The following is a 22,550-nucleotide window of genomic DNA, read 5'->3' as shown; positions in this document are numbered from 1 at the left end:
CTCCCGCACCACAAAAACTCCTTGATAGTGATTAGCCAGTGTTTGCAACGACAGTAGGTGCAGGAGGAAACGGTTCACGGTAAACTCCTAAGAAAGCTCCAGCAAGAAGAAAGGCACATCCTCCTTCTCGAGTACCACAACCTCCCTAGGATACCTCCTGTGGGCCTTCCCAGCCTTTACCTCAACTCTCATGTTCCCCGCGATTGCATCAATCTCATAGGAGTTCCTGTAGTAATAGACCTCCCCATACTTCCGGTACAGATGCTCCTGAACAACCCACTCGTAAATTGCCTCTTCCCTTAGCTCCGCCCCGCTCCATGCTGAGAAAAGCCTAGCCAAAAGAGGATCCCTGAAAAAGAACTTTTTCTCCTTCCTGTACATTATCCTGTTTCCTTCTTTCAGGTATGCCGTCCCAAGGATGTATAGCTCTTGGAAGAGCTCCACGTAGCTTTGAATTACCTTGTAGGAATAGCCTGAAGTCATGCTAGCTAATGCCCTATAGCTCGTTGCGGAGGGAGCGCTTTCAATGATCGCATAAAATGCCTCCTTAGCTATTTCGAGGCTCTTTCCAAACCTTATGAACTCCCCTAGGTAAGCCCCGAGAAGATCGTCCATTGGAAGACCGTTAAGTGAAGCAGGAAAGCCGCCTGTTCTCAAGTACTCATCAAATAGCTTCAGGGTTTTCTCTCGGTGAAGTTCCGGTCTTTTGAGCCCCATTACCTCGGTGTACTCTCTGAAGGAGAGGGGCATCACCTCGAGTGTTTTTCCTTTTCCTCTTCTTCCTGGGAACATCTCGACGTCCCTTTTTACTTTTAATGAGCTCGATCCTGTAATGGTAATAACGTCATTGTCCAAAAGACCTGCATCGATTAGTGGCTTAACTCCTCTCCACCAACCTTCAAGTGATGAGGCTTCGTCCAAAAAGATGTAGCCCTGTCTAATCCCTTCCTTCTCCTTCACCTCGTGAAACTCCTTTAGCAGGGTCGAAAGCTCCCTGTAGTCTGGAAGAATCTCAACGTTGATATATAGGACTGACTCTGGAGGATTTTCTTTCAAAAGCTTCTTAATTAAAAGCTTTATCCCCGTTGTTTTTCCGACCTGCCTTGGACCGAGGACGAAGTTTAGTGAAAAAGATTCAAGAGAAATCCTATCAATCCATTTCGGCCACCAGCGGATCTTTTGCCTTCTCCACTGTCTCACGTGGTAATCCTCTCTTCCCTCCCACCATGGGTTCATGTAAGTTAGATCTCCAAGCCTCATGTTGACACCTGAGAAGTTCTAGTTCTCATATATTTATAAATGTTGAGAACTCTAATTTCTCATTACTGAACGGATGGTGACTTTATTAAATGTAGAACGTTTCCTTCAAAGACTGGAGGAGATAGCCCATGGAGAAAAAAGCATTAGCCCTTAGAGAATTCATAAAAAGAGTTGAGGATAAGTTTGGTGACTCTATTGAAAGTATCGTGCTATTTGGATCCTATGCGAGAGGAGACTACGATATAGATGTGCTCGTTGTTGGTAACGTCAATTTTGATGATGTTATGGAAATTGTCAAAGGGAAGACAGCTTTATAAAAACTGCCCTAATTGAAGGGAAAGTTGTATATCCAAAGGTTAGCAGGTCTCACTAAGTGGGAGTTCCTTAAATTTCTGGCTAAAGAAGGTAAGGGCATCCCCTACGATGAGGAATAACTCGAACTTAAAAATGATCTTAAGATTTACAATGGAAAAAATTTAAACCTCCATCTCCTCTAACCCCCGAATTACACCCTCCAGATTAATCTCCCTGCCCCCAGGAATTTCCATTGCAATTCTGCCGTCATGAATAACCACTATTTTATCGACGTACCTTAGTATCCCCGGCCTGTGGGCTATTATTATGCTCGTCCTTCCCTCCATAAGCTTAAGCATTGCCTCTTGAACCAGCCTTTCCGTCTTGGGATCAACGCTTGACAGTGCCTCGTCCAGAATTACTATATCAGGATCCTTAAGCATGGCCCTAGCAATTGCTATCAGCTGCCTCTCCCCCAGGGAAAGTAGTTTCCCTGCCTCTCCGGCCGGAGTGTCATAGCCCTTAGGGAGCCTCATTATGAACTCATGGATGCCGAGCTGTTTGCAGACCCTTATCACATCCTCCTTACTTGCCCCAGGATTTGCTATCAGGATGTTCTCCATTATCGTCCCAGGGAAGAGGTAGGTTTCCTGGGGGACGTAGCCTATTCTATTCCTGAGGCTTTTTCTACTTATTCTCCTCCCATCTATTCCGTCATATAGGATTCTTCCCCTCGTGGGGTCGTAGAACCTCATGATTAGGTTCGCTATCGTCGTTTTTCCAGCTCCAGTCTTGCCGACGAGGGCTATTTTGCTCCCCGCTGGTATTTCCAAGTTGACGTCCTTCAGAACCGGCCTACCTTTCTCGTACTCGAACCATACATTCTCAAACTTTATTTCCCCATTAAGCCTTTCAACTTCAATTCCCTCGTAGCTCTCAACGTTCTCATCATCTATTATCTCGTATATCCTGTCTAAGGCTGCCAATGCTGATTGAAGGCTGTCGTACATGCTCACAACGTTGTTTATAGGCCCCCTGAACCTCTGAGCGTACTGGACAAAAGCTACAACAACGCCTATGCTCACCGCGCCCTTGTACGCTAGATAACCTCCGTAGGCTATCACGATTATTACCGAGAGTAAGCTTGTAATGTTCATGAGGGGCCAGAAGAGGCCCATGTATATTGCAACCCTCAGGTATGCTTTCACAGTTTCGAGTGAGGCCTTAGAAAATTCCTTCTCAACGTCCTTCTCCTTTCCAAATGCCCTTATCGTCTCTATCCCGGAAACGCTCTCCTCAACTATGCTTGAAATCTTCGCGACCTTCTCCCTGGTCTCCCTGTAGGCCCTCCTCATTCTGCCCCCGAAGTAGTAAGCCACTACAACCATTAGCGGGACGCTCAGGAGCGTTGCTAAGGTCAGCCTCGGACTTAGGAAGAGCATTGCAGCTATTATTCCGGCTATGCTCAGTATACTGCTTATCCCTCCCAGCAGGCCCGAGACGAGTATATCGTTCACCATGTTTGTGTCGTTTATTATCCTTGAAACCAAATCTCCAGTAGATCTGTTCTTGAAGAAGTCCAAGTTTGAAACGAGAATTTTCTCATACAGCTGCCTCCTAAGGCTTTTCAGCACGTTCTGACCGAGCATCTCCGTGTAGTAGGTCTGAAGCGTCGTGAAGAACCACTGGGCGACTAAGGCCAAGAGGTAGAGTGTAGCGATGAAGGGCAATCCCTCAAGCTTTCTAGGGATTATGTAGTGGTCTATTGCCACCCTGAGCAGGTAGGGAGAGGCAAGCGTCGCCAGGGTTGAGCCTATTATTGCAACAACAGCTATCCCCAGGATACTTCTTTGTGATAATGCCTCCCTGAGGAACCTCAGGAAGAGGGACTTATCCCCCATACCCACCACCCACGAGCTCTCTGAAAATGCTCTCCCTTTTGAGTAGCTCTTCTGGATCCCCTTCCTCTACTATCCTCCCGTCTTTCAGGACGATTACCCTATCGACGATCCTCGCCAAAGAAGGCCTTTGAGAGACTATTAGGGCAGTTTTATCTTTCAGAATGTCCTTCAGATCCTCGACGAGTTTCCTCTCGGTCTCTAGATCTAGATTTGACACGGGATCATCGAGGAGGACTATCTTTGGATTAAGGAGCATTGCCCTAGCTAACGCCAGCCTTTGTCTCTGCCCGCCGGAGAGGGTTATACCTTTCTCTCCAACGACCGTGTTGTAGCCCTTAGGTAACGAAGAGATAAAATCATGTATCTTCGCTACTTTAGCTGCCTTCACAATTTCCTCCATGCTTGCATCCGGCTTTGCGAGCGCTATGTTCTCCTTTATGCTCCTGTTGAATATGAATGGTTCCTGGGGAACGTAGGCTACTATCTTTCTGAGGCTGCTAACCTTTATCTTACTAACATCTACACCGTCAATTAGCACTTGACCTTTCTGGGGCTCATAAAGCCTTGCTATTAGCTTAAGTATAGTGCTCTTCCCTGATCCTGGAGGCCCAGTTATTAGAACCTTTTCTCCAGGCTTCACCTTGAAGCTAACGCCTTTGAGCACCGTCCTCCCGGTGGCCTCGTATGTAAACCACACATCTCTGAATTCAACCTCTCCCCTGGGATTATCAAGGTCTATAGCATCGGGAGCATCGACGCTTTCAGGGGCAGAATCTATGACCTCAAACAGCCTCGATGCCGCAGCCAAGGTTCTCTGCATGTCCCCTATTATGAAGCCGAGGGCCCTCAAGGGCCACATTAGGGTAAGCATGTAAGTAAGGAAAGCTGTAAGCTCTCCCACGGTTAGAGTTCCCGCTATTATCCCCTTGCCTCCATAGTAGAACATCGCGCTCATTGAAAGCCCGAGAACGAGGAATGGAGAATTACCGTAGATGGAGGTTATCTTGGTGGCCTTAACGTTTAGAGAGTACAACTTTTCATTGTCCTCGTCAAACTTTGAGAGTGCGTAACTCTCAGATGCGAGGGCTTTTATCGTCTTTATACCCGCTATCGCCCCGGTCACCAGCGATGCAAGGACTCCGGTTTGGTGTCTTATGCTGTCGTAAATTGGCCTTACCTTTTTTATGTAGGTCATGTTTATCATTACAACTACGATTATCGTCACAACAGCAACGAGCGTCAGCCTTCCGCTCATCCTGAGCATGTAGTAAAGGGATATGAGGATCAAGAATGACGAGTAGACGAGCATCCTCAGCCTGAACGATAGGAAGGCCATTATCCTCTCAGTGTCATTGGTTATCCTGCTTATTATCTGGCCTGAGAAAGTTTTATCAAAGAACTCCATCCTGTGCCTCTGAATTGCCCTAAATGCATCCATCCTTATCATGTAGATCGCATGCTGGGATGCTTTCGTTAGGAGGTAGCGGGCTGAAAAGCTGAAGGCTCCATTCAAAACTCCGGCAAGGATTATCAGGAGGGCGTACCTTATTGCAGCATCATAGTTTTTCGCGGATATCCCCTTGTCTATCGCGTTCCTTATTAGAACTGGAATAACTCCATTTGTATAGGCCATTAAAACTACTAAGACCATAGCTATCCCAAACTCGAGTTCATATCCCTTGAGGTACCCCAGGATCCTCATAAACTGCTTAGTTGAGTCCATGTTGATACATTCATTTCGTTTCTATAAATATTTATCGATTAGATGACTATCTAAACCAAAATAATAAGTGGCACAAAAAGCTTATAAATGACTCATTGGAATGCCGAATAGCGAGGTGAGATTAAATGGCGATATGGCAGGGAAGATCACTTAGGAAGCCCTCAGGTGGGAGGATTGTACTTGCGAGGAAGAAGAGGAAGAGGGAACTTGGTAGGGAGCCCGCCAACACAAGGGTTGCTGAGCAGGACAAAAGAAAGATCATAAGAACCTATGGAGGAAATAGGAAGGTTAGATTGATGGCTGCAGCTTACGCGAACGTCTTTGACAAGACCGGTAAGGGTAGGAAGGTTAGGATTATAAGGGTCATTGAGAACCCTGCAAACAGGCAGTTCGCGAGGAGGAACATCATCACCAGGGGAGCAATAATCGAGACCGAGCTAGGAAAGGCCAAGGTTACCTCAAGGCCCGGCCAGGATGGTGTCGTTAACGCTATCCTTCTCGAGGAGAAGACTATTGAGTGATTTTCGATTTTCTCTCGTTCTCCCAAAATCTATAAAGGGCAAACATTGAGGTTTGTGGTTTTCTTCTTGGGAAGGGAAAGGAGATTTATGAAGCTGTGTTTGGTTGGCCTACACTCAGGTCTTCTGGGGAGTATGGGGTAGAAAAATTGTAGAGGTCAAGGTTAAGATCGTGAACAAGGGTTCATGAATATTTCACAAACGGTAAATACTAATCCATGTGAGAAGTGCTAAGGTTTTTACACCTTAAATCTACCTCTAAAGTGCAATGTGCCTCATAGCAGGTGGGATATCACTGTCGGCAGGGGATATAATTACGATGATAGAGAGAGGTAGGCATAGGGGACCTGATTCTTTCGGAGTTTGGAGCGATAGCTTTGTGTTAAAATCAAGCAATTTTGAGGATGTGAGGGAAGTTAGAGGTGGGAAATTTGTTCTCATACAGTGTAGGTTGGCCATTACTGGATCAAAGAGTTACACTCAGCCTTTCTACAATGATATTATTCTAGTTCATAATGGAGAGATATACAATCACGCTTACCTTAGGGAGTTTCTAATTGAAAGAGGGCTAAGCTTTGAGAGTGACATTGACAGTGAGGTAATACTTAGGCTCCTTGAGTACCTTATATATGATAGAGGGTTGCACCCAAAGGACGCCGTTAAGAAGGCCATGCTAATGCTTAACGGCGATTATGCTGTGGCTTTTAAGTATGAGGATAAAATCTACCTCTTCAGGGATCCAATTGGAATAAGACCCCTCTATTATTCTCCGAACGGTCACTTTGCATCTGAAAAGAAAGTTCTGTGGACCCTTGGAGAGAAAGCAATTCCCGTAAATCCTGGGGAAGTCATGGAGATATCGAATCAAGGAATAAAAAGGTGGAAGGTGTTTGATCCCCTTGATGTTAAAACTTGGGGAGTAGCATACCGTGAGGGTCTCAAGGATCTCCTTCTCAACTCCGTCAGGCTTAGAAGTCGAGATGAACTTGGCGTTCTATTTTCTGGGGGTCTCGATAGTTCGCTAATAGCTCTGCTTGCATCAAACTTCTCGGAGAAGGTTGTGCTTTACACTGCCGGAACCGAGGACAGTAAAGACATTGAATGGGCAAGGAAAGTTGCCGAGGAGCTTGGCCTTGCACTTAAGGAATATATCTTCTCGCGGGAAGAAGTTGAAGCCGAGCTTGAGAAGGTGGCGTTCGCTGTAGAAGATCCCAATCCTATGAACATTGCCATAGCCATCCCTCTATACTTCTCAACTAAATTGGCACGAGAAGATGGGATTAGGGTTCTATTAAGCGGACAAGGGGCGGATGAACTGTTCGGAGGATATGCAAAGTACCTAAATAATCCTGGCCTAATGATTGAAGACTTTAAAACACTTGCCGAAAGGAATTTGGCCAGGGATGATAAGGTTTCGATGCTTAACGGCGTTGAGGTTAGGTTTCCCTACCTTGACCTTTCATTTGCCATCTTGGCACTCAACGTGCCCTTGAACGAGAAGATAAGTGAAGGAATTAGGAAAAAGATTCTGAGGGAGGTAGCCGTGGATATGGGGCTCCCTGTGGATGTAGCCTACAGGGAGAAAAAGGCCATGCAGTATGGGAGTAACTCTCAAAAGTTGCTAGAGAAAATAGCCAAATCAAGGGGGATGGGACTTAGGGAGTTCGCTGACCATCTGTTTGAGCGGATGAGGAGAGGGATTGGCTCTGAGTGATGATGATAGTCCTCCAGAACCGACGCTTTTTCTTTAATTATACAATTAAACAACTCATTAATTCTGCTATTACATAGAGAGATAAATTTTTATATACCTATGCCTCCATGTAGGTATAGAAAATTATACTACAAAAATCTGTATCTGGTGGTATCATGGAGGATCTGAGGAGGCAACTTGAGGAGTTGAAGAGAAGATTGGAGGTGCTTGAGGAGAGGATAGATCCAATAGATGAAGTTATGCTCTCAATAAAGGCAAGGCTGAAGAGAAAGCTCGAAACACTTCCGGAACTTGACGAGGAGAAAGCAGCAAAGACGTTAAAGGCTCTTGCCAATCCCGATAGAATTAGGATCCTGAAAATGTTATCGGAGAGGCCCATGGGCTTCAAGGAGATTAAGGAAGCCCTAGGTGTTGAGAGCCCAACCGTTTCCCATCACTTGAAGCTCCTCTTGAAAACTAGGATGGTGAGGAAGGGGGAGAAGTACGAGATAACTCCAGACGGTAGGCTATTCCTCAGGATATTGGAGATATTGTCTGCCCTGGAAGAGGTGGAGGAAAATGTTTGAAGATGAGGGATTAAGGTTTAGGGTTAGGAACTTCCTGAAAGGGGTAGCTGCCCTTCTATTAGTGGTTTGGGTGTTTAGAGGGTGGCTTGGCTTAGAGGGATACAACGAGCAAATTGCCTGGGTAATAATTGCGCTGATATTCATAATAGAGCTTCTTGGCGTAGGCAAATGGTTCGGAATAACTCTCAGTGGAATAGTGTTTGCAGTAGCTAAGGCATTCTTCATAGTGGCATTGTTTATTTTCGTGGGAGGATGGCTCGGTTTGCCTTCAGAGTTAGTCCTTCATGGATTCACGATTACAGCAAAGAAGGCCCTAGCTTACTCCATAGTCTTAGGTATAGCCGGATTACTGGTGGCAAGGTTTGACTTTCCCATAAGGAGGGGACGAAATATCACCCCTAAGGTGGAGAGAAAAGCCTACGAGTTCACTGGCCTCACATATGATGGAGTAGTAGTGAAGGGGGATGGGAAAGCATACCCGATAAAGTTCGGGAAGAAAAGAGTTGGGTGGGCAATCGAAGGAGACGTCACGGTTGAGGTTAAAACTCCGATAGGAACCGTCAGGAAGAGGCTGATAGGGCCAACGGTGATATGGACGAGACTAAACTTAGAGGGAAGGAAAGTAAGCCCGAACCCAGCCTTTGTTGAGACGGTAAGCTCGATGCTTTCCCCAAGAATATACGAGGGTAAGACTGAGTCGGTAATTGATTTAGGCTTCCTGAAAGTGTACGAAGGAGAGGGCTTTGAGTACGTTAAGCTACCCTTCCTTGAGGTCATAAGCACTCCAGAAGGTGAAGAGGTAAGAATCGGCCCAATAAAAATACATGAGGGCAGGCCCAGGAAGATAAGGGGTGAGATGTTCACGATAAGGGAGCTTGGCAACGGGTTCCAGCTCACAAAAGTGGATGACAGGATGAGCATAGTTACGGATGAATTTAAGATAGAGATAGTTGGGAACAAGGTAACGTACAGGAGCGGTAGCGAAAAGCTGACCGTTGGAGACAACTACGTCTCCCTTTCCTCTGGAGACATCTCAATAAGCGTTGGAAAAGGTTCTGCGAAGATAAGGATAGAGGACGCAATAATCTCGGCAAGGGACGGGAAGGTAAAGATAAGGATTGGGGACAGCATACACACGATAAGAAGCGAGGAAGCATTCAAGCTCGTTCTCAAGAAGGCCAAGGAAATAGTAGAGGAGCAGAGCGAGGACGTCATTGAGGGACTTGGCGTGGATAAGGCGAGGCTGAACAGAAGGGTTAAGGAGCTTTTGGATGAGCTAATGAAGTTCCTGGGGTGAGAGGATGATATTTGAGGACGTTAAGAGGGTTATCATCTCTGGAGTCAACGGCAAGATAACGGTAGAGGAACATGAAGGGGACTTCGTTGAGGTAAAGTACACAATAGAGGGTGAGTGTGACGTGGAGGTTAAGCGGGAAGGTGAAACGCTAATAATCAAGGAGGAACCCAGGAAGAAGAAAATCCTTGGAATAATAAGTAAGGATCTAAAGGGGAAGGCGGACATAACCGTTAAAGTTCCAGAGAGTGTTTCAGTTACTGCGTCAAGCGTAAACGGGACTATACTCGTAGAGGGAGCGAAGGCTAGAAAAGTAACTTCGGTCAACGGCTCGATAATACTAAAGGAGGCCAGGGTATCGGAAGTTTCTACTGTTAACGGGAGAATTTCCGGAAGCATAGCCTTAGCTGAAGATCTAAAAGTTTCCGGGGTAAACGGCTCAATAAGCCTTGACATAGAGGACATGGAGGGAGATGGAATAGTTTCCACCGTGAACGGGAGCGTTAGGATTAGGCTGAGCGATCTCTGCGATGTTACAGTTATAGCCAGCGCGGTCAATGGCAGGATTCATGTGGATGACTTCGAGGATGGTGAGTTCAAGCTCAAAGTTTCCACCGTGAATGGGAGCGTGGTTGTTGAGAGGTTCTAGCTTTCTTTAATTCTTTACTTGAATAATTATTTAATTGCAGAATTAGGGAGGGTTAGTGGAGATGCTAGACCTCGGAAGGAACTTCTGGCTGTACGCGGTGGGGAGATGGATCTCCCAGGCGGGATGGATAATTCAGGATGTCGCCGTCCCATTGTACGTCCTCGACAAGACGGGTAGCGGGGCGATGATGAGCCTCTTCATAATGGCAGAACTAGTTCCGAGGCTCCTCGTTAACCCAATAGCAGGAGTAATTGGGGATAGGTACGATAGAAAGAAGCTCATGTACGGGCTTGATATAGCTAGAGGGATTCTCCTCTTTGCAGTTATAGCCCTCAACTTCCTTGAGATACATCAGCTGTTGATAGTCCAGATAGTCATGAGCATTCTAGGGGCTTTTTTCTCGGCGGGAATAGTGGGCATGTTCCCAGATCTAGTTGAAAAGAATCAGCTTGCGAGGGCCAAGTCCATACTGAACAGCGGGAGCCAAGTGCTCAGGATAGTAGGCCCAATCGTGGGTGGCTTAATATATGCCCTTGGAGGAATTAAGCTGGCAATTCTGGTTAATGCTATAAGCTTCTTTGGTTCGGGTTTGTTTGAAATGATGATAGAATACCGCAGGGAAGTACGGGGAATTTCAAGTCTCCATGAGGTATGGCACGAGATAGTCGAGGGATTTAGATTCATGACAAAATCGAGGGCCCTAATGGTGCTGGTTAGCTTTGGAATACTACTCAACACCCTCCTGAACCCGGTATTTGTCGTGGTACTCCCATATCTCGCTAGGATAGAGCTCGGTCTGTCATCGGTTCAGTTTGGGAGCGTTGAGACGGTGGCTACACTGGGGGCTTTAGCGGGGAACATGCTCATAGCATTAAAGCTTGGGGAGAGGTCAGAGGGTGTTATGTTTAAGGCGCTTTTCATCCAGCTTGCCTGTTTAATGAGCCTGGCATTCATCACGCGGTCTATGCTTGGAGAGCTTGCTTATCCCGCCCTGCTCGTGACGATCTGCTTGATAGGACTATTCAACACGCTCGTTAACGTTCCCCTATTCACGAAGCTTCAGAAAGCCGTCCCGGACAACGTGCGCTCCAGGTTCTTCAGCGCACTTGAAACGATAATGATGGCCACAACTCCACTTGGCATGGCGATCGTTGGGCCGATTCTTGACAGGCTGGGGGTCACAACGGTGGTCTTAATTCTCACGATACCAAGCTTTGCAATTCTACTATACTACTACACCAATTTCAGGGCCGAGATACTTAGCATTGGGGAGGGGTTCTCATGAGGCTCGGGAGGGACTTTTGGCTCTTCGCAATTGGCAGGTTCATATCCCAAGTAGGATGGGCCGTTCAAGAAGTGGCCTTGCCCCTGTACGTTTTAGATATAACGCACAGCGCTAAAATCATGACTCTCTTCGTGTTGGCCGACTTAATCCCCTCGTTATTGACAATGCCCATTGCCGGCGTCATTGGAGATAGGTACAATAGGAAGGCCTTAATGGTGAGCTTGGACTTGGCGAGAGGAGTTCTATTATTTGGTGTTGTCGCCTTCAACTTCCTGGGGATAAAGGAACTGTTGACAGTTCAAGTAGTTCTGGCTGTAATGAGCTCATTCTTCTCCGCAGGAACGTCCGCGATGTACCCGGATTTGGTTGACCAAGAGGATCTTGAGAGGGCGAACTCCATAGTCATGTCCGCTGGAATAATAGCAAGGCTCATTGGCCCGGCCTTGGGTGGTTTTATCTACGCGCTTGGAGGGATAAAACTGGCAATTCTGGTCAATGCTGTGAGTTTCTTTGGTTCAGGTCTGTTTGAGATGTTCATAAGATATGAATGGAAAAGCAGAAAGATTGAGAATCTCTCGGAAATTATTAAAGATCTCGTGGAGGGAATAAAATTCATAAGGAGTAGCAGGTATCTCGTAGTTTTGGTTACTTTTGCCTTGGCTATGAACGCCTTCGGTAATCCATTTGGAGCCATCATATGGCCGTACTCCCTTAGGGAAGTCTTGAAGCTCTCAAGTCAACAGTTTGGAATCGTTGAGAGCTCTTTCATGCTCGGTGCTTTACTTGGAAACGTGCTAATTGCTGCCGTCCTTGGTAGGAAGACTGGGAGGCATATATTCAAACTGATGTTGGTAAATGGGGCCCTTATGCTTCCATTCATCTGGATAATTTCTCCCTACTCCAATGTCCCCAGGGACGTTGTGTTTTACGTTCTAATAGGGATGGGCATAGCCATGGGAATGTCGAATGCCATGATAAACGTCCCCATAAACTCCAATCTGCAGAGGGCCGTTCCTACTGAGTTCAGGGGGAGGGTTTTCTCTGCTTTAGGAGTTCTGGCCAATCTAACGGTTCCCATAGGCTTAGTTGTCGTTGGTCCGCTGATCGATCACTTAGGGGCATGGAAGGTCTCGGCATTGCTCTGGGTAGGAATGGGAGTGGTTGTGCTGTACTACTGGTTATTCCATAGGGATGTGCTTACGAACCACGAGCCCAGCCCCTAGGAACATCAGTGAAACTACCACGAGCCCTGCTCTTATTCCAATTTTTCCAAATATTGTTCCCAAGATGGAGATATAGATTCCGTTGATCAAAGACGCGAATAATGAGTAAAATGAGCCTAAGGTTGCCCTCTTATCATCAGGGATTGCTCCTTGGAATGCCCTCTGCCATTCCTTAAATGCTTGGGCAAATAGTAAACTTCCCAACACCAAGGTCAAAAAGCCGAACCAAGAGCTTAGTCCAGCTAATAACGTTAAACCCGGAATTAAAATTGGGGAGTATACGTACAAAACCTTCCTACGATTTTCACCAACGTCAACGTACCACGAAATTCCGTTGATTAGCGTGTAAAGGCCGGAAAGCCACGATACTCCAAGTATTGAAGGCATAAATTCATAGAAGTAGAGTTGCATGAAGGAGGTAAAGCTTGCCAGCGATAGCCCTATTAAGCTCGCATATGCGAAGAGGAGTGCTAACACGCGTGAGCTTCTCAGGAATCTAAAAGTCTCTATTAGGTGATAACCGTAGGGAAGCTTACTCTTCGTGGTATCAGATGGGATCGTGAGCATTATCAAAAAAGATATTAAGATGAAGGGGACGCTCAGTAGGATTGCTACCCTCATGCTTAAGAGCCTTGCAATGAAGCCTCCCAGGGTAGCACCCAGGAAGCTACCTGCCATTTCGAATGCTCTAAGCCTGCCATAAGTCTTTGGATACTCGTCTCTCCTCCCATCTCGGGAAAGGAGTTCATAGAGCCAACCAGTCTCTGCTCCAGTAAGAAATGCTACTGCGAGGGAGTTGAATATAGTTGCAAAAAGAACATGCCAAAATGAGTTAGCCAAGTAGAGGAGTAACGTTCCTGGGATCAGAAGGATCTTTGACAGGAGAACGCTGGTCTTCTTTGATATCTTGTCTGCAACAATTCCAGTTGGAATCTCGAAAATGGCAACGAGAATCAACGAGAGCCCTATCAAAAACCCAATCTGGGACTTTGATAGTGAAAGCGACTGGAGGTAGATAAGGTAAAAGCCAGAATAAAACGTTAAGTGAAGTAGGCTGGAAATGTAGAAACGCCTGACGTAATCCATGGTCTAGCTTTCACGTGACTTCCTATTAAATTTTCTTCACCCTTCTCCTTTCGATACAAATCTTAACGAAAAGACTTTTATACTTCCGAGGGCATAGATGTATACACCACTATCGAGGTGATGAGCATGCATGACTTAGTTGAGTTCGCGGTGGAGAGGGCTCTGGATCTGGGAGCAGAGTACGCGGAAGCAAGGTTTGAGGAGAAGCAGGGGACTTCAATTGCAATGAAGAACGGTGTTCCAGAGGGATTAAGCCTGCTCTCAGACAGGGGAATAGGAATTAGAGTCCTCGTTAACGGTGGAATGGGCTTCGCAAGCACGAACGTTCTAACCAAGGAGAGCGTTGCAGAGGCTGTTGAGAGGGCGGTAAAGCTGGCAAAATCTGCCTCAAAGCTCAGGAAAGAGCCAATAAAGTTCAGCGAAGAACACTTCCACCAGGTCAAGTACGAGGTCAAGATGAAGAAAGACTTCCGCGACGTTTCCCCAGAAGAAAAGCTCGAGCTCCTGAAGAAAATTGAGGAAGAAGTCACAGGGACTGGAATAAAGGTTCCGATGAGGTACCTCGCATATTCCGACCAACTCTGGAAGAAGGTCTTCGTCAACAGCGAGGGGGCCTACGTGAAGAGCAAAATCCCAAGGGTTTCCGTAATGTACAACTTGGTTGTCTTCGAGAACGGTCAGATGGAGCAGGCTCCATTCATCGAGAGAGCTTTCTCCGGAGGACTTGAGCTAATTGAGAAGGATGAGCCCTGGGAAAGGGCTAAGAGGGAAGTTGAAACTTTGAGAAAGCTCATAGTTGAGGGGAAGAGACCTCCAGAAGGTAAAGTTGATCTCATTATAAGCCCCGAGGTGGCAGGAATCGCAGTTCACGAGAGCGTGGGACATCCCTATGAGCTCGACAGGATAATGGGAAGGGAGGCCGCTCAGGCGGGAGAGAGCTTTGTCAAGCCTGATATGTTAGGGGAGAGAATCGGGAGCGAAGTTGTTACTGTAATAGATGATCCAACGATTCCAAACAGCTGGGGCTTCTACCTCTACGATGACGAAGGAGTGAAAGCTCGCCCAAGGTACCTCATAAGGAACGGGGTCATTACCGAGTTTCTCATGAACAGGGAGTACGCCTACAAGCTCGGCCTTAATTCAAACGCCGCAGCTAGAGCAATAAACTACAACAGGGAGCCAATTGTGAGAATGGCCAACACCTACCTCGCCCCAGGAGATTACTCATTCGAGGAACTCATCGAGGACATCAAGCTCGGCGTCTACATGGTCTCCTTCAACGAGTGGAACATTGACGACAGAAGGTACCAGCAGAGGTACATAGGTAGGGAGGCATACCTCATCGAGAACGGCGAGATAAAGCACCCTGTGAAGAGGCCGATTCTTGAGATCACGACCAGAGGATTATGGAGTAGCGTTGATGCTGTGGGCAAGGAAGTGGAGTTCTATCCAGGAACCTGTGGGAAGGGAGAACCAGGGCAAGGCGTTCCCGTTTGGATGGGTGGAGCACATGCGAGGCTTAGGGATATCCCACTGAGGAGGCCGTGAGGTGGTGGAAATGTTTGATGTTAACGAGCTTATCCTTAAGAAGGCCAAGGAGCTGGGCTTTGGGGATGTTGTAGTTTTAAGCTATGAGATGAACAGGAGGCAGGTTAGGTTCGCAAACAATGAGGTCACCGTTGCAAAGCACTGGCACGAGAGGAAGGTTGAGCTCTTTGTTGAGTGGGAGAAGAGGATCGCAGGGACAAGCATCATCGACTTGAGCGAGGAGAACATAGAGAAGACCCTCAAGACGCTGAAGGCCAACCTCGAGAAGATGAAGCCGAAGGAGGACTACTACGGGATTGCCGAGGGACCCTTCAAATACAAAGACATCCCCGAGACATTCGATAAGGCGATAGTCGAGCTTGACGATCCCAGCGAGTACATTGAGAGGGCTATAAATGCAGCACTTGAGGAAGGTGCTAAAAGGGTTGCTGGGGTTCTCTATACAGACCACAACAAGCTTTACCTAACGACGAGCAACGGCGTTGAAGCCTCTGATGAGGGAACTGGAATCGAGATAAGCGTTAGGGCTTTCATTGGGGATCTCGAAAGCGGACACGGAACTAACTCCGTCAGGGTCCTCAAGAAGTTTGATCCAGAGTCCGCAGGGAGAAAGGCTGGAGAGATAGCCAAGCTGGCAAGGGACCCTGAGCAGGGGCCCGAGGGAAGGTTTGACGTAATATTTGACCCATTGGCCTTCGCTAATCTACTCAGCTACATGGGCTGGGCGTTTTCTGCTTTCGCCGTTGAAGCGGGCTTTAGCTACTTCGCCAACAAGCTCGACCAGAAAGTTGCAAGTGAAATAGTAACGATAAAGGACGTTGGTAATTTGCCTAACGGTTACGCAACTAGGAAGTTCGATGATGAGGGAGTCCCAACTAGGGAGACTACCCTCATAGAGAACGGCGTCCTAAAGACGTACCTATTCAACACGAGCTTGGCAAAGAAGTACAAGAGGGAAACCACCGCGAACGCTGGTTTAATTACCCCAAGGGCATGGAACATAGTCCTCGAGCCTGGAGATTACACTAAGGATGAGCTCTTCCAGGAAGTGAAGAGGGGAATTTACATAACGAACGTCTGGTACACGAGGTTCCAGAACTACATGACCGGCGACTTCTCAACTATACCCAGGGATGGAATATTCCTGGTGGAGAACGGCGAATTAAAGCCGATAAGGAACATAAGGGTAAGCGACAACATGCTTAGGATTCTTCAGAATGTAGTGGCCCTAACGAAGGATTCATATCACATCCACTGGTGGGAAGTTTCAAGGCCAGTAACTACCCCGTACGTCCTCGTGAAGGAAGTGGGGATAACCAGGGCCACTAAGTGATTCCCCTTAGTTTGGGCTAATAAACGCCGCTGAAGTTGGGCTTTTTACTCTTTTCTCCCCGTCTAATTTTAAGGAAGTTGGTCAGCGGGTCAGGTTTCTCAATGTCTTAGCTGTTATTGATATCTTCTTCAGTTGTAGTGTAGTTAGGTGAATGCACATCTTTTTAAACTAAAACCAGTGAATTAAGATCAGCTCCGTCCCGTGCCCGAAAGGGCTCGGGGCATCAGAACGGAGGAGGAAGGAAATGATCAAGATATACACGTTGGGAGGATACGAGGAAGTAGGAAAGAACATGACTGCTGTAGAATACGATGGAGAGGTCGTGATTGTTGATATGGGGATAAGGCTTGACAGGGTTTTAATTCACGAGGACGTTGAATTCCAGAAGATGAGCTCCAAGGAGCTCAGGAAACTGGGAGCAATTCCAGACGATAGACCGATAAGAGACAAGAAAGTTGTCGCCATAGCCCTATCCCACGGACACCTCGACCATATAGGGGCAATTGGTAAGCTAGCTCCTCATTATCCCGACGTCCCCATCTATGGAACTCCATATACAATAAGGCTCGCAAAAAGCGAGATAAAGGGGGAGGAATATTTTGAGGTAACCAACCCGCTGTACGAGACGAACTACGGCGAGATAGTTCAGGTAAGCGAGAACCTTGCAATAGAATTTGTGCAGATAACCCACTCAATTCCCCAATCATCGATTGTGGTAATACACACCCCGGAAGGAGCCGTTGTTTACGCTTGCGATTACAAGTTCGACAACAACCATCCCTACGGAGAGAGGCCCGACTATAAGAGACTGAAGGAACTTGGGAAGGAGGGAGTTAAGGTTTTAATTCCTGAATCAACTAGGGTTGCGGAGGAAACTAAAACTCCCAGTGAGGCCGTTGCAAAGATGCTTCTCGAGGACTTTTTCTTGTACGAGGGTATGGAAGCCGATGGACTAATTGCCACAACCTTCGCGAGCCATATAGCAAGGCTTCAGGAGCTCATTGAGATAGCGAACAAGATGGGGAGGCAGGCTATATTCATCGGAAGGTCATTGGCAAAGTACACGGGAATAGCGAAGCAGCTCGGGCTAATAAAGATGAAAGGTTCAAGGGTTCTCAGAAGTCCTAATGCTGTCAGCAAGGTTCTAAAGGAGGTTTCTCAGGCCAGAGAGAACTATCTTCTCATAGTTACTGGGCATCAAGGAGAACCTGGGGCAATCCTAACTAGAATGGCCAACGGAGAGCTCTACGACATAGGAAAGAGGGATACTGTTGTTTTCTCAGCTGGAGTGATTCCTAATCCCTTAAACATAGCTCAGAGGTACGCCTTAGAGACCAAGTTAAGGATGAGGGGCGTTAGGATGATAAAGAACCTCCACGTTTCAGGCCATGCAAGCAGGGAGGATCACCGTTACCTCATCAGGATGCTCAACCCCGAGTACATAGTTCCAGCCCATGGAGAGTTTAGGATGCTCACTCACTACGCTGAGCTTGCCGAGGAAGAGGGGTACATGATCAGCAAGGATGTGTTTATCTCAAGGAACGGGCATGTTGTTGAGATTCCCTAGAGATCTTAATTTTTCTGCTGGATTCGGCTTTATGAGCCCTAACTAATTCTTGCCTTATGCTCAACCAAGAACTCTTCTCCAATTTACTCGACACCAGGTGTTGTATTAAAGGAAGATAATATACGGGACCTAGAGCCTATGAAAGCTAATCCTCCTTCTAAGAGCTTCTTCGACTCTCCACCTGTTAGAGGCTTTATCTCTTCCTATCTCCATATAAGCCTTCAGACTCTCTTTCAGATCTTCCGTAATCTCATCATTATAAGAAGAGTCTCAGCCTCTAACCTCATTAGCTCTACCATCATTCTCCTCAAACTCTCCTCAATCCACTCAACCCCCTCAAAGTTGTTAAACCGTAGCCATACCAGCTTCAAAGGACATTGAGGATTACTCTTTACATATCTACTCTACCATATATGAGGATCAGCTCAACCTTGATATCCCTCACTGATACCCCCTCCAGGCCACTTCTTTAAGATCTTAACCATTTTCTGGGCAAGAATCTTACTCTGGGACTTCGTTGGGCAGAAGACTATAGCTGGAGAATACAAATCCCTATTCTTAGCGAGAATCTCAAGAAGCTCTTCCCTCTTCCGAACATTCATAAAAACCCTATTCACCTTAACTTGCCGAGGAGGAGCCTTACCAACAACGTAATCGCAATTAAGCCAGTTAGCTAGACTCTCAATAGGGCGGACAGTAGCTGAAAGAGCAAGAATACGAACATTAGAGGCTAGCAAAAAAGCGATTAGTTTCTCAAGCTTTGGACCCCCTATACATTTCGTAAATAGGGACTTTGAAGATGTGAGGAGTCACCCCCCGAAAGCTCTCCAATGAAACCATGAGGGCGAGGCTTTCAAAAGAAAAAGGTGAGCAGAACTGTGTAGGAGAACTGCAGTTCTTCTTTGTTGAACTCTATGATTGTCTGCCCAACATTTCCTTTTTGTTTTCTGCGAATTTCAGGAGCTCGCCGAATGCCGTTCCGTCTAAATCTAATTATTGCCTGACTGGATCATCTGGTGGGGACACTTCTCTCTGTAGCTTGGAGAAGTTTGCGTCCATAATGAAGTGCTACGAACATTTTCAAGCCCTGTCATTCAGGGCAGAGAGAATGTCAGACTAGGCAAACTTACCTAAAGATGCAAGCTCTAGAGGAACTACACAAAAAACTTATGTAGAATAGCCCTATCATCCTCTTTACGTCCTTTTCCTCTCCGTTCTACCTCTTTCTTTCAAAGTCCGACTTTAACTTTAATAACCCCTACTAACTTCGATGGCTTTTGTCCCTGAGGAAAATCCTCCACTATGTTGGCGGTTTGATGTTGAGTTGCCACTTTAGAACGCCATCCTCTGGTAGGAGCTACAGGGAAAAGTAAAACAATGTGGTAAAAATGGAGGTTGTAAAACTATCCTCAAAAGGTCAGATCGTAATCCCAGCAAAAATCAGGAAAGAACTAAAACTATCAAAAGGGGACAAACTGCTAATTGAAAGGGAGGGTGATGCAATAATCTTAAGGCCAGTTGTTAAGCTGTCTAGGCTGAGAGGCGTGGACAAGATAGAAGGAGCGTCAGAAGAAATTGAAAAGATAAGAGAAGAATGGGACAAAGAATTCTAGTGGAGACCATGAAGTACCTCTTCGACACTAAAGCGCTGATTGCATTCTTCAACAATGAGAAAGGGGCGGAGTTCGTAGAGAAACTCTTAAAAGAAGTTGACGAGGGTAAGGCGGAAGGATTCATAAGCTCCATCACGCTGACAGAGATTTACTACCTTTACTTGAGAAGGGCTGGAGAGGAAGTCGATAGGAAGAGAGTGGAGCAGGTAAGATTTTCAAACTTGAAGGTAGTTCCAATAGATGAGGAGGTGGCATTAAAGGCAGGGAAGTATAAGGTGAAGGCGATTCCAATTGTTGATGCCTTGATAGCGGCGAGCGCTTATTCCGTTGATGCTAAGGTCGTAACGGATGACAAGCACTTCGAAGGACTGGACGTGGAAGTAGTGAAATTCAGGAGTCAAACCACCCATTGACTGGAGAACGACGTCGTCACGATCACGGGCTCAAGTTCTCTGGGGGTGAAGCAGGACATGGAACAGTTTCCAGGGAGGGAAAAGGAAGGACGCTTAAAGTCATGCCACTGTTTTTTGAGGGAATATGCTAAGGTCGTAGATCTGAAACGGCCAGAGCTCTACAGATAAAAACGCTGAAGCTCTTTGGGGAGTATCTGAAAATCAGTGACTTCCCAGGATGACCAATGGCATGCCGATGGAGGGTCTTTTGGGGGCTTACATAAGGAAATTCGTCCGCTTTGGGAAGAGTCTTGAAATAGCCAGAGAAACAATGGTTACGGTAATCTAGGCACTTCATTTGGTGCCTCTTTAAAGTCGATTCCCTCTTTAAAACTGATACCGCTTTCTTTTTTGGCAATCCTAGTATCCTTCACTAATTCCTCTTGTACCGTTTTTCCATGCATGTTCTCCCAAGAGCGTGAAGTCCAAATCATCGGAAAACCTGTAGCCCTCGATATAGGCCTTCCTTATTCCGGTTCCTCCCTTCAATGCCATCTTCAGACACGTCTTTGAGAGTCCAAACAAAAGCCAGTCCTGAGCATAGTCCCTCTCCACAGTGCTCTCGGGGACTCCCTTTTTCCTCGCAATCACCTTGATTTCAAGAGTGAGCCAGGGGTTGTTACTCTCTCCTCTTTAACTCTGGGAAATGCGTCGTGACTGGGGTTCAGGAGTTTTTCAAGCAGTAGTCTCGAAACTAATTCCTTCCTAAGTCCTCACCGAAAATTTTCTTTCTGTTGAAATTTATAATTAATACTACTCTAAAAAGTTAGAAGATTAAGGTAACGCACAGCATATCTCAAGTAAAACTCATAAAGACTTCATCCCTCTCATCCTTGGCTACTTATCATCCTCGGAGGGAACAGCAATGGGAGAATATGACGAACTCTTTGCAAGAATTAAGGCAAAAGCTAAACTTGTTGACGAGAAGCTCTTCGAGCTCATCCCCGAAAAGGAGCCAAGAGTCCTCTATGATGCGGCGAGACACTACCCATTGGCAGGTGGCAAGAGGGTCAGGCCCTTTGTAGTTTTAACGGCAACCGAGGCCGTTGGAGGAAACCCTTTAAGTGCGGTTTATCCGGCGGTTGCCATAGAGCTAATCCACAACTACTCCCTCGTTCATGATGACATAATGGATATGGACGAGACGAGGAGGGGTAAGCCTACAGTGCACAAGCTTTGGGGAATAAACATGGCGATTCTCGCCGGAGACCTACTCTTCAGCAAGGCCTTTGAAGCAGTGTCAAGGGCCGAGGTAAGCTCGGAGAAGAAGGCTAGGATTCTGGAGACGATAGTTAAAGCTTCAAATGAGCTCTGCGAAGGCCAGGCCATGGATCTAGAGTTTGAGAAGAGGGAAACGGTCACGATAGATGAGTACATGAAGATGATCAGCGGGAAGACAGGGGCATTATTTGATGCTTCAGCTACCGTTGGAGGCATCGTTGGCACGGACGATGAGGAGTACATCAAAGCCCTGTCAACCTGGGGGAGGAACGTTGGTATGGCTTTCCAGATATGGGATGACGTTCTCGATTTAATTGCAGATGAGGAAAAGCTGGGCAAACCGGTGGGTAGTGACATAAGGAAGGGCAAGAAAACTCTCATAGTGGCCCACTTCTTTGAGAACGCCGATGAAAAGGCCAAGGAGAAGTTCATGAGGGTGTTCGGAAGGTACGCGGGCGATGTGAAAGGTAAAGGTATAATTGAAGATGATATAAAGGCTGAAGTTATGGAGGCTATAGAGCTATTGAAGGAGTACGGAAGCATAGAGTACGCCTCGAGAGTTGCAAAGGATCTCGTTAATAAAGCCAATGAGGCCCTAAAGGCCCTCCCGAACAGCACTGCTAGAAAGGACTTAGAGTTATTGGCTAGGTTCATAGTAGAGAGGGAATACTGATGGAGAAGTTCAGCTTAAAGGAGTACACATGGGACATTGTTTCCCTGTACCTCCTTCTCTTTTTCGTAGCTGCAAAGTTAGCTCAGCTTGTTGTTGGTGATGTCAGCGTTCATATTTACTCCACCTTAGACTTCCTTAGGCACATTATCTTCCCAATCGTTGTCATGATTATTCTCCATGAGGGTATGCATGCCTTGGCTCTCAAGCTCCTTGGGGCTAATGTTAAGTTTGGGATAACGACGGTGACGAAAATCGATATAGCTCCGTACATAGCAACGGATACGAAGGTTAAGGCCGGAGACTATATCAAAGTTAGCCTCGCTCCTGCTCTTCTATCCCCCATCTTCCTGATTTTGGCCAAGCTATTCACTTCATTTTTCTGGGCCTTCCTATTTGTGCTTAATACCGCGGGCTTAGTTGGGGATATAATGGTTGCACTGACCCTAATGGGAATGCCCAAGGACGCTCTAGTCTGGGACGAAGGGACGGTTATGGTTTCAACCCATGACTTCCCAAGGCCCTACCCCAGGATAGTTTCAATTGCATTGAAAGTTGGACTAATAGGTCTCGTGGTAATTTTCCTCAGCAACGTGGAGTTTGTTGTAGTTTATTCCAACTGATAGACACTAA

21 protein-coding genes are annotated in these 22,550 nt (G+C 46.6%); 15 read left to right on the top strand and 6 right to left on the bottom strand.

Annotated features, from left to right (window positions below):
- Positions 1–87: 87 nt before the first annotated feature.
- Positions 88–1,260, bottom strand: coding sequence for an ATP-binding protein (locus P8X24_RS11365; protein ID WP_372916328.1), 1,173 nt, complete (start codon positions 1,258–1,260; stop codon positions 88–90).
- Positions 1,261–1,388: 128 nt separating this feature from the next.
- On the opposite strand from P8X24_RS11365, the gene P8X24_RS11360 reads away from it, so the two are divergent.
- Complete coding sequence (locus tag P8X24_RS11360; protein WP_372916326.1) at positions 1,389–1,577, top strand: nucleotidyltransferase domain-containing protein; 189 nt, start codon at positions 1,389–1,391, stop codon at positions 1,575–1,577.
- A gap of 159 nt (positions 1,578–1,736) precedes the next feature.
- On the opposite strand, the gene P8X24_RS11355 is transcribed toward P8X24_RS11360, so the two are convergent.
- Both P8X24_RS11355 and P8X24_RS11350 read right to left on the bottom strand, forming a co-directional pair.
- Positions 1,737–3,455, bottom strand: a complete 1,719-nt coding sequence (locus P8X24_RS11355) for an ABC transporter ATP-binding protein (RefSeq protein WP_372916324.1) — start codon at positions 3,453–3,455, stop codon at positions 1,737–1,739.
- Complete coding sequence (locus P8X24_RS11350; protein WP_372916322.1) at positions 3,445–5,178, bottom strand: ABC transporter ATP-binding protein; 1,734 nt, start codon at positions 5,176–5,178, stop codon at positions 3,445–3,447. The genes P8X24_RS11355 and P8X24_RS11350 overlap by 11 nt, the downstream gene beginning before the upstream one ends.
- Positions 5,179–5,303: 125 nt before the next feature.
- Between P8X24_RS11350 and P8X24_RS11345 the strand changes: the two genes are divergently transcribed.
- The 7 genes from P8X24_RS11345 (at position 5,304) to P8X24_RS11315 (ending at position 12,427) form a co-directional block, all read left to right on the top strand.
- Positions 5,304–5,699, top strand: a complete 396-nt coding sequence (locus P8X24_RS11345) for a 30S ribosomal protein S8e (protein WP_372916320.1) — start codon at positions 5,304–5,306, stop codon at positions 5,697–5,699.
- Positions 5,700–5,964: 265 nt separating this feature from the next.
- Positions 5,965–7,410, top strand: a complete 1,446-nt coding sequence (gene asnB / locus P8X24_RS11340; RefSeq protein ID WP_372916318.1) for an asparagine synthase (glutamine-hydrolyzing) — start codon at positions 5,965–5,967, stop codon at positions 7,408–7,410.
- A 155-nt stretch (positions 7,411–7,565) separates the two neighbouring features.
- Positions 7,566–7,976: a metalloregulator ArsR/SmtB family transcription factor gene (locus tag P8X24_RS11335; protein WP_372916316.1), complete on the top strand. Its 411-nt coding sequence runs from the start codon at positions 7,566–7,568 to the stop codon at positions 7,974–7,976.
- On the top strand, positions 7,969–9,273 hold the full coding sequence (locus tag P8X24_RS11330) for a hypothetical protein (RefSeq protein ID WP_372916314.1): 1,305 nt from the start codon (positions 7,969–7,971) through the stop codon (positions 9,271–9,273). The genes P8X24_RS11335 and P8X24_RS11330 overlap by 8 nt, the downstream gene beginning before the upstream one ends.
- A gap of 4 nt (positions 9,274–9,277) precedes the next feature.
- A complete protein-coding gene (locus P8X24_RS11325; RefSeq protein WP_372916312.1) occupies positions 9,278–9,919 on the top strand; it encodes a DUF4097 domain-containing protein in 642 nt (213 codons plus the stop codon).
- Between the two features lie 61 nt (positions 9,920–9,980).
- A complete protein-coding gene (locus tag P8X24_RS11320; protein WP_372916336.1) occupies positions 9,981–11,204 on the top strand; it encodes an MFS transporter in 1,224 nt (407 codons plus the stop codon).
- Entirely contained in the window at positions 11,201–12,427 is a 1,227-nt protein-coding gene (locus tag P8X24_RS11315; protein ID WP_372916310.1) for an MFS transporter, read from the top strand. Before P8X24_RS11320 ends, P8X24_RS11315 begins: the two co-directional genes overlap by 4 nt.
- On the opposite strand, the gene P8X24_RS11310 is transcribed toward P8X24_RS11315, so the two are convergent.
- Positions 12,383–13,513 (bottom strand): MFS transporter, encoded by a 1,131-nt coding sequence (locus P8X24_RS11310; RefSeq protein ID WP_372916308.1) that lies wholly within the window; start codon positions 13,511–13,513, stop codon positions 12,383–12,385. The two genes, P8X24_RS11315 and P8X24_RS11310, sit on opposite strands and share 45 nt — an antisense overlap.
- Before the next feature lie 126 nt (positions 13,514–13,639).
- Here P8X24_RS11310 and P8X24_RS11305 point away from each other — a divergent pair, with 126 nt between their 5' ends.
- The 3 genes from P8X24_RS11305 (at position 13,640) to P8X24_RS11295 (ending at position 17,961) form a co-directional block, all read left to right on the top strand.
- Positions 13,640–15,061, top strand: coding sequence for a TldD/PmbA family protein (locus P8X24_RS11305; protein ID WP_372916306.1), 1,422 nt, complete (start codon positions 13,640–13,642; stop codon positions 15,059–15,061).
- A 10-nt stretch (positions 15,062–15,071) separates the two neighbouring features.
- Positions 15,072–16,394, top strand: a complete 1,323-nt coding sequence (locus P8X24_RS11300; protein WP_372916304.1) for a TldD/PmbA family protein — start codon at positions 15,072–15,074, stop codon at positions 16,392–16,394.
- A 244-nt stretch (positions 16,395–16,638) separates the two neighbouring features.
- A complete protein-coding gene (locus P8X24_RS11295; RefSeq protein WP_372916302.1) occupies positions 16,639–17,961 on the top strand; it encodes an RNase J family beta-CASP ribonuclease in 1,323 nt (440 codons plus the stop codon).
- A gap of 425 nt (positions 17,962–18,386) precedes the next feature.
- Here P8X24_RS11295 and P8X24_RS11290 read toward each other — a convergent pair whose 3' ends face one another.
- Positions 18,387–18,563 carry a hypothetical protein gene (locus P8X24_RS11290; RefSeq protein WP_372916301.1) on the bottom strand — a complete coding sequence of 59 codons (177 nt, stop codon included), beginning with the start codon at positions 18,561–18,563 and terminating at the stop codon, positions 18,387–18,389.
- A gap of 786 nt (positions 18,564–19,349) precedes the next feature.
- On the opposite strand from P8X24_RS11290, the gene P8X24_RS11285 reads away from it, so the two are divergent.
- Together P8X24_RS11285 and P8X24_RS11280 are read left to right on the top strand one after the other, a co-directional pair.
- A complete protein-coding gene (locus P8X24_RS11285; RefSeq protein WP_372916299.1) occupies positions 19,350–19,574 on the top strand; it encodes an AbrB/MazE/SpoVT family DNA-binding domain-containing protein in 225 nt (74 codons plus the stop codon).
- 8 nt (positions 19,575–19,582) lie between these two features.
- Positions 19,583–19,987 carry a type II toxin-antitoxin system VapC family toxin gene (locus P8X24_RS11280; protein ID WP_372916334.1) on the top strand — a complete coding sequence of 135 codons (405 nt, stop codon included), beginning with the start codon at positions 19,583–19,585 and terminating at the stop codon, positions 19,985–19,987.
- Between the two features lie 399 nt (positions 19,988–20,386).
- Here P8X24_RS11280 and P8X24_RS11275 read toward each other — a convergent pair whose 3' ends face one another.
- Positions 20,387–20,617, bottom strand: coding sequence for a nucleotidyl transferase AbiEii/AbiGii toxin family protein (locus tag P8X24_RS11275; protein ID WP_372916298.1), 231 nt, complete (start codon positions 20,615–20,617; stop codon positions 20,387–20,389).
- Between the two features lie 274 nt (positions 20,618–20,891).
- Between P8X24_RS11275 and P8X24_RS11270 the strand changes: the two genes are divergently transcribed.
- Both P8X24_RS11270 and P8X24_RS11265 read left to right on the top strand, forming a co-directional pair.
- Positions 20,892–21,920, top strand: a complete 1,029-nt coding sequence (locus P8X24_RS11270; RefSeq protein WP_372916296.1) for a polyprenyl synthetase family protein — start codon at positions 20,892–20,894, stop codon at positions 21,918–21,920.
- A complete protein-coding gene (locus P8X24_RS11265; protein ID WP_372816544.1) occupies positions 21,920–22,540 on the top strand; it encodes a DUF3267 domain-containing protein in 621 nt (206 codons plus the stop codon). The genes P8X24_RS11270 and P8X24_RS11265 overlap by 1 nt, the downstream gene beginning before the upstream one ends.
- Positions 22,541–22,550: the final 10 nt, after the last annotated feature.

The sequence above is a fragment of the Pyrococcus kukulkanii genome (assembly GCF_041647995.1).
GTDB lineage: Archaea > Methanobacteriota_B > Thermococci > Thermococcales > Thermococcaceae > Pyrococcus.
This window is presented reverse-complemented; position numbering and strand designations above follow the sequence as displayed.